6 protein-coding genes are annotated in these 4,708 nt (G+C 71.1%); 4 read left to right on the top strand and 2 right to left on the bottom strand.

The features are described 5' to 3' along the window. Positions 1-96: 96 nt before the first annotated feature. Positions 97-1,065 (top strand): ATP-binding cassette domain-containing protein, encoded by a 969-nt coding sequence (locus ACOV8S_RS16175; protein ID WP_448318515.1) that lies wholly within the window; start codon positions 97-99, stop codon positions 1,063-1,065. Then, positions 1,062-1,928, top strand: a complete 867-nt coding sequence (locus ACOV8S_RS16170) for an ABC transporter permease (protein WP_448318514.1) — start codon at positions 1,062-1,064, stop codon at positions 1,926-1,928. Before ACOV8S_RS16175 ends, ACOV8S_RS16170 begins: the two co-directional genes overlap by 4 nt. 175 nt (positions 1,929-2,103) lie before the next feature. Here ACOV8S_RS16170 and greA read toward each other — a convergent pair whose 3' ends face one another. Both greA and ACOV8S_RS16160 read right to left on the bottom strand, forming a co-directional pair. Then, a complete protein-coding gene (gene greA / locus ACOV8S_RS16165) occupies positions 2,104-2,601 on the bottom strand; it encodes a transcription elongation factor GreA (protein ID WP_382552951.1) in 498 nt (165 codons plus the stop codon). A 169-nt stretch (positions 2,602-2,770) separates the two neighbouring features. Next, positions 2,771-3,211, bottom strand: a complete 441-nt coding sequence (locus ACOV8S_RS16160) for a DUF4307 domain-containing protein (protein ID WP_448318513.1) — start codon at positions 3,209-3,211, stop codon at positions 2,771-2,773. 166 nt (positions 3,212-3,377) lie between these two features. On the opposite strand from ACOV8S_RS16160, the gene mca reads away from it, so the two are divergent. Then, on the top strand, positions 3,378-4,259 hold the full coding sequence (mca, locus tag ACOV8S_RS16155; RefSeq protein ID WP_108954636.1) for a mycothiol conjugate amidase Mca: 882 nt from the start codon (positions 3,378-3,380) through the stop codon (positions 4,257-4,259). After that, positions 4,252-4,503, top strand: coding sequence for a hypothetical protein (locus ACOV8S_RS16150; RefSeq protein WP_448318512.1), 252 nt, complete (start codon positions 4,252-4,254; stop codon positions 4,501-4,503). Before mca ends, ACOV8S_RS16150 begins: the two co-directional genes overlap by 8 nt. The last annotated feature ends 205 nt before the right edge of the window (positions 4,504-4,708 follow it).

The raw sequence follows: 4,708 nt of genomic DNA, 5'->3' as shown, positions 1-4,708 counted from the left end.
GGGCCCACCCGTGCCGCCCAGTCCGGCGCGCGGCGGAGGGCGGGCGAACCTAGGCTCGGAGGCGGACGACTGTCGTCGAGCGGGGCCGGAGGCGGTATGCCGGGGGCCATTCGGGCGGAAGGGCTGGTCAAGACCTTCGGGGACGTGCGGGCGCTGGACGGCGTCGATCTGGACGTTCCCGAGGGGACCGTGCTGGGGCTGCTCGGCCCCAACGGCGCGGGGAAGACGACCGCCGTGCGGTGTCTGACGACGTTGCTGCGCCCGGACGCCGGGCACGCCGTCGTCGCCGGGATCGACGTGCTGAAGGATCCCGACGCGGTGCGGCACAACATCGGGCTGTCGGGGCAGTTCGCCGCCGTGGACGAGTACCTCACCGGGCGGGAGAACCTGGTGATGGTGGGCCGGCTCTACCAGATGGGCCGCCGTGCGGCGAAGGTCCGGGCGAACGAACTGCTGGAGCAGTTCCACCTCACCGACGCCGCCGACCGGATCACCAAGAACTACTCCGGCGGCATGCGCCGCCGCCTCGACCTGGCCGCGGCGCTGGTGGTGCGGCCGCCGGTGATGTTCATGGACGAGCCGACCACCGGTCTGGACCCGCGCAACCGGCTCCAGCTCTGGGACGTGATCAAGGACCTGGTGTCCGGCGGCACGACACTGCTGCTGACCACCCAGTACCTGGAGGAGGCGGACCACCTCGCGCACGACATCGCGGTGGTCGACCACGGCAAGGTGATCGCCCGCGGAACGTCCGACGAGCTGAAGTCCCGCACCGGCGGGGAGCGCATCGAGGTCATCGTCCGCGCCCGGGAACTGATCCCGGAGGCCGCCACGGTGCTGACCGGGTACGGGGTGGGCGAACTCGCCGTCGAGAACCACACCCGCAAGCTGACCGTCCCGGTGAGCGGCGGCCCCAAGCTGCTGGCCGAGGTGATCCGCGAGCTCGACGCGCGGGGCATCGAGATGGACGACGTCGGGCTGCGGCGCCCGACGCTGGACGACGTGTTCCTCTCGCTCACCGGCCACATGGCCGAGGCGGCCGAGAACGAGGAGGCAACCGGATGAGCGCCGTCACCGAGGCCGAGGGACGCCGGCCCGTCACGAGCCGCGGCGGGCGGGTGCGGCAGTCCTGGCGCGACTCCGTGATCGTGGCGCAGCGCAACCTGATCCGGATGACCCGGATTCCCGAGATCGTGCTCTTCGGGCTCATCCAGCCGGTCATGTTCGTGGTGCTGTTCACCTACGTGTTCGGCGGGTCCCTGAAGGTCGGCGGCTCGACGAGCTCCGAGGCCTACAAGAACTTCCTGATGGCCGGCATCTTCGCGCAGACCGTCACCTTCTCCACCGCCGGCGCGGGAGCGGGCATCGCCGAGGACATGCACAAGGGACTCATCGACCGGTTCCGCGCCCTGCCGATGGCCCGCGGGGCGGTGCTCACCGGGCGGACGCTGGCCGATCTGGTGCAGACCGCGCTCACCGTGATGATCCTCGCCGCGGTCGCCCTGCTGCTGGGCTGGCGGGTCGGGACGAACGGCTCCACCGACCCGCTGCGGGTGGCCGCCGGGTTCGGGCTGCTGATGCTCTGCGGCTACGCGTTCACCTGGATCGGCGCGCTGATCGGCCTCTCGGTGCGCAGCCCGGAGGCGGCCACCAACGGCGGGCTGATCTGGCTCTTCCCCGTCACCTTCATCTCCAACGCGTTCGTCGACCCGGCCAACATGACGCCCTGGCTGCGGCACATCGCCGAGTGGAACCCGTTCAGCGCGATCGTGCAGGCCTGCCGCGTGCTGTGGGCCAATCCCGGGCAGTCCACCTCGGACGCCTGGCCGATGCAGCACCCGGTGTGGGCGTCGCTGATCTACTCGGTGGCGATCATCGTGCTCTTCCGGACGCTGTCGGTGCGCAAGTACCGGTCCGCCACCGTCTGACGCGACCGCGGGACCGTGACCGGTCCGTCCGGTCCCGCCGCACGGCGGGTACGCGGCACGGCGTGCACGCCGCACGGCGGGAGACGCGCGAGGACCCCCGGGCTCGGCGCCCGGGGGTCCTCCTCGTTCCGGTTCCGTGTCCTGCGCGGGGACCGCGCGGCACGCCTGCGGCGGCTCAGCCCTTGTAGGGCTCGGCCTTCAGGATGCGCACGGAGGCCTTCTTGCCGTTGGGCAGCTCGTACTCCGCGTCCTCACCGATCGAGTGGCCGATCACGCCGCGGCCGAGCGGGGACTGCGGGGAGTACGTCTCGATGTCCTCGCTGGCGTACTCCCGGGAGGCGAGCAGGAAGGTCAGGGTGTCGTCCTCGTCGCCGTCGAAGGCGACCGTGACGAGCATGCCCGGAGCGACCTCGCCGTCGGCGGCCGGCGCTTCGCCGACCTTCGCCGACTCCAGCAGCTGCTGGAGTTGCCGCACCCGGAGCTCCTGCTTGCCCTGCTCCTCCTTGGCGGCGTGGTAGCCGCCGTTCTCACGCAGATCGCCCTCTTCGCGCGCGGCCGCGATCTTGGCGGCGATTTCGGTGCGCGCAGGACCAGTAAGGTACGCAAGCTCGTCCTTGAGCTTGTTGTACGCCTCCTGGGTGAGCCAGGTGACGTTCTCGCTGGTCTGGGTCACAGGTGCTCCTCGTCCGTACTGGAAATACAAAGCAACGCCCTACCCAGAAGAATGGTCCCTCATGGGTGGGCGAAACCACGAGCCTAACAATCGCGCCGCGAAAGTGGGAGAAGAAATGCCAGGCGGCCGGCGGTCCGCGGCCGCCCGGCCGGTGCGGCGGTCCGGCAGCTCAGCCGGTGTGGCAGCCCAGCAGCTCGGCGGTGGTGCCGCGGCTGGTGGTGCGCAGGGTGACCGTCCTGTGGACGCGGGTGGCGTCCTCGTCGAACCGGAAGTCGGCGCGGCCGACCTCGGCGCCGGTCTCCGCCTGGGAGCGGACCGTGCAGTAACCGGTGACGCCCTCGTCCTTGAAGACCTCCAGCTCCACCCGGACGGAGTCCTCGGCGGTCTTGAAGGTGATCATCTGACCGCTGATCTCGCTGCCGCCGACGTGGTAGAAGCCGAACCAGGCGACGGCGCCGATCAGCAGGGCGCCGAGGACCGCGCCCACGATCTTCAGCGTGCGGTCGGCGCGGCGGTCCGCCTCCGCGTCCGCGGCACGGCCGTACCGGCCGGCGGGCGGCCGAGGGCCCGTGGGCTGCCCGGTGGGCTGCGGGGCGTTCGCCGTGCTCATGATCGGTCCTCTCGGGCGGGGGCGGTACGTCCTGTCCGGACCCCGGAATCAATCGTCCCCCGATTCCGTCACTATAGAAGGCGCGGATGGTACCCACTCCCACGGGGACCGCTCGCCCACCGCGTGTGCGCCGCCCGGGCGCCGACCGATCTCTGAGGATTGAGCCTTGACCGAGCAGCTGCGACTGATGGCAGTCCACGCCCACCCCGACGACGAGTCGAGCAAGGGCGCCGCCACCATGGCGAAGTACGTGTCCGAGGGCGTCGACGTCCTCGTGGTGACCTGCACCGGTGGTGAGCGCGGTTCCATCCTGAACCCGAAGCTCCAGGGCGACCCGTACATCGAGGAGAACATCCACGAGGTCCGCCGCAAGGAGATGGACGCGGCGCGGGAGATCCTCGGGATCAAGCAGGCGTGGCTCGGTTTCGTCGACTCCGGCCTGCCGGAGGGCGACCCGCTGCCGCCGCTTCCCGACGGGTGTTTCGCGCTGGAGGACGTCGACAAGGCGGCCGGCGAGCTGGTGCGGCAGATCCGGTCCTTCCGCCCGCAGGTCGTCACCACCTACGACGAGAACGGCGGCTACCCGCACCCCGACCACATCATGACCCACAAGATCACGATGGTGGCCTTCGAGGGCGCGAGCGACCTGGAGAAGTACCCGGAGTCGGAGTACGGGCCCGCCTACCAGCCGGTGAAGCTCTACTACAACCAGGGCTTCAACCGGCCGCGCACGGTCGCGCTGCACGAGGCGATGGAGTCGCGCGGCCTGGAGTCCCCCTACGGGGACTGGCTCAAGCGGTGGGACGAGTTCGAGCGGGTCGAGCGCACGCTCACCACGTTCGTGCCGTGCGGGGAGTTCTTCGAGACGCGGGACCGGGCGCTGATCGCGCACGCCACGCAGATCGACCCCGACGGCGGCTGGTTCCGCATTCCGCTGGACCTGCAGCGGGAGGTCTGGCCCACCGAGGACTACGAGCTCGCGAAGTCGTTGGTGGAGACTTCCATCCCCGAGTCGGACCTCTTCGCGGGGGTCCGGGAGAATGGCTGACATGAGCGCAAGCGCAAGCCTCCTGGTTCTGGCCGCGGAGGAATTCGACAAGGACAAGGTCACGCCCGGTGTGCTGGGGTTCATCGTCTTCGCCGTGATGGCGTTGGCGGTGTGGGGGCTGATGAAGTCCATGAACAAGCACATGGAGCGGGCGAAGATGGTGGGCCGCGAGGACGAGGCCGCCGCCGGCGCCGCGCCGGCCTCCGCCTCCTCGGCGCCCTCGGCGCCCTCGGCCAAGGAGTAGTCCTCCGGTCCCGCCCGACGCGGCGGGACCGACGGCTGCCCGGCACCGACCGCCCCGCCTCCGCGCCCCGCGCGGCGGGGCGGCCGTCGCGTTCGCCTGCCCCGCGCGCCGGGCCGGGTGTGCGGCAGCGGGTGCACCCCTCGGCGGAGACCGCGCCCGGGGTCCCGCCGCCCGTTGCGTCCAGCCCCCCGAGGCGGTCCCGCAC

This window comes from Streptomyces sp. CO7, from assembly GCF_053474865.1.
The sequence above is the reverse complement of the archived record's forward strand: the minus strand, read 5'-3'. Positions and strand labels throughout refer to the sequence as shown.